Here is a 2,264-nt window from a genome sequence, read left to right as displayed (position 1 = left end):
GGCCGGACCGGCCGCGGCCTACCGGGCGGACCCGCCGCGGAGGCGGGGCGCTCCGCGCGGGGCGGGTCCACGGGACGGACCGAGGCCGGGACCCGACGCGGGCCCGCGGCCCAGCCCCGGCACGCCGCACGGCCCGGTGCCACGCCACCCGGGGCGGCCGTCCCGCCGGGGGCGCACGGCGCGGCGGACCCCGGTCCGGTGACGGATCCCGGCCCGACGGCGGACCCCGGTCCGGTGGCAGGACCGGCTCCCCGGCCGCGCCCGCAGGCCGCCCCCCGGTCCCGGGCCCAGGTCCCGCCCCAGGCCCAGCACCCCCCGTACGCCCAGGAGCCGTACGCCCAGGACCCGGCCGGCCAGGCCGCCGCCCGGCCGCCGCTCCCGGCCGCGTCCGCCCCGGGCGCCCATACGGAACCGCCGCCGGCCGGCCCACCGGGCGACGGCGCGACGGCGCGCGATCCGCGCGACGGCGCGAACGCGACCGCCGAGCAGGCCGGGCCGACCGGGCCCGCCCCCGCCGCTCCTGCGCCGCGGCCGGGCGCCGCCGGGCAACCGGAATCCGGGACCCGCGCTGACGAACTTCCCTCGGAGCGCGTAGAGTTCGGTCGTCCGGGCCCTTCCCCGAACAGCACCCCTTCCCTCACCGGCGCCGGTCTGCCACGCCGCGAGAAGCAGGAACGGGGCGTTCCACGGGGGGGAGATTCCCCATGGCAAACGGCGAACGACGAGCGCTGGCACCAGGCCGAGCGGCTGCGCGCGCCCGCGGCCGGCGGGGTCACCCCCTCGGGTCTGCCCCGGCGCGTGCCCCATGCCAACCTGGTCCCGGGCGCCGCGGAACCGGCCGCGCCGACCGGTCCCCGCGTCTCCCGCGCACCGGAGGACGTGCGCGGCAGGCTGAGCAGTCTGCGCCGCGGCGTCGAGCGGGGCCGCGGGGAGGGGACCGGGGCCGCCGCGCGTGACAGCCACGAACAAAAGGGCTCCGGCCCTGGCAGCACCCACGATCAGGAGCGTTAGTGTGAGTCAGATGAGTNCCCGCATCTTCGAGGGCGGCGCCGTCAACCAGACCGTCGTGGAGATGGAACGCGGCTTCCTGTTCATCATGGCCATCTCCGACGGCTCCTCCCTCGCCGTCCTGGCCCACCCCGAATGCGACATCGGCCTCGTCGGCTACGAAATGGCCCTCCTCGTCGACCGCGCCGGAGGCGTCCTCACCCCCGCTCTTCGCGCCGAATTGCAGGGCAGTCTTCTCGATTAGCAAAGAATGGAGTGCGCCGCGCGCCACCGCGCCATAGGGTGCGGTGGCGCGACCGTACACAGACGAGGTGGACCGCAGACGGTCCGGCTGGCGGACAATTGGCCGCAGGCACGTGGCAGACCACAGGCGAGTGGCAGACAGGCGAGTGGAGGAGGACACATGGCAACGCCCCCGAGCGACCCCCCGTACGGCCATGGGTACCAGTCCGAGCCGCAGGGGCAGGCCCCGCTGAAGCGCTTCAACTTCCCCTCCGCGCCCAGCCCCCGGCTCCGGCCGGAGCAGTCCGGGCACGGGCCCGGCGAGCCGCCGCCCGCGCCCGCGGGGCAGGAGGGCACCTACGGGCCGTGGTACGGCTCCGCGGGCGGCCCGTACGGCGCCCAGCCCGCGGCTCCCCACGGCCTGGCCCAGGGGCCCCCGTATCCGGCGGCCCAGGGCGGCGGGTACGGCCCCGGAGCCCAGGGCGGCCCCTACGGCGGCGCGTACGGCCCCGGGGCGGCGCCGGACGCCGGGTACGGGCACTACGGCCACGTCTCGCCCGAGCCGCCCGGCGTGCCCAGCATCCAGCCCGTGCAGCCGCTCCAGCGGCCCGCTCCCGAGCCGCCGCCGGTGGGCGGCGCGCACAACCCGCTGGTGCGCCCGTACGCCATGACCGGCGGCCGGACCCGGCCGCGGTACCAGCTGGCCATAGAGGCGCTGGTGAGCACCACGGCCGGCGCCGAGCAGTTGCAGGGGCAGCTGCCCGAGCACCAGCGGATCTGCGTGCTGTGCCGCGAGATCAAGTCGGTCGCCGAGATCTCCGCGCTGCTCACCATCCCCCTCGGCGTGGCCCGCATCCTCGTCGCCGACCTGGCGGAGGCCGGGCTCGTCGCCATCCATCAGCCTGGCGGGGACGAGTCCGCCAGCGGTCAGCCTGACGTGACACTGCTCGAAAGGGTGCTCAGTGGACTTCGCAAGCTCTAGCGGCGCGGCCCGCTCCACTACTTCCGCGAAGATCGTGGTGGCGGGCGGTTTC

The 2,264-nt window shown here is 77.0% G+C and carries 1 protein-coding gene and 3 pseudogenes; all 4 read left to right on the top strand.

Annotated features, from left to right (window positions below):
• Positions 1 to 585: 585 nt before the first annotated feature.
• Positions 586 to 1,011 (top strand): annotated as a pseudogene (locus tag RKE29_RS29475) (ATPase); the annotation flags it as partial.
• Positions 1,010 to 1,252 (top strand): annotated as a pseudogene (locus tag RKE29_RS29470) (roadblock/LC7 domain-containing protein); the annotation flags it as partial. The pseudogenes RKE29_RS29475 and RKE29_RS29470, both read left to right, overlap by 2 nt.
• A gap of 228 nt (positions 1,253 to 1,480) precedes the next feature.
• Positions 1,481 to 2,212, top strand: a complete 732-nt coding sequence (locus RKE29_RS29465; protein ID WP_312008772.1) for a DUF742 domain-containing protein — start codon at positions 1,481 to 1,483, stop codon at positions 2,210 to 2,212.
• Positions 2,193 to 2,264, top strand: a pseudogene (locus RKE29_RS29460) (ATP-binding protein); the annotation flags it as partial. The gene RKE29_RS29465 and the pseudogene RKE29_RS29460, both read left to right, overlap by 20 nt.

Source organism: Streptomyces sp. B1866 (genome assembly GCF_031932565.1).
GTDB lineage: Bacteria > Actinomycetota > Actinomycetes > Streptomycetales > Streptomycetaceae > Streptomyces.
Note: the sequence above shows the minus strand (reverse complement) of the source record. Positions and strands in the feature narration are given on the sequence as shown.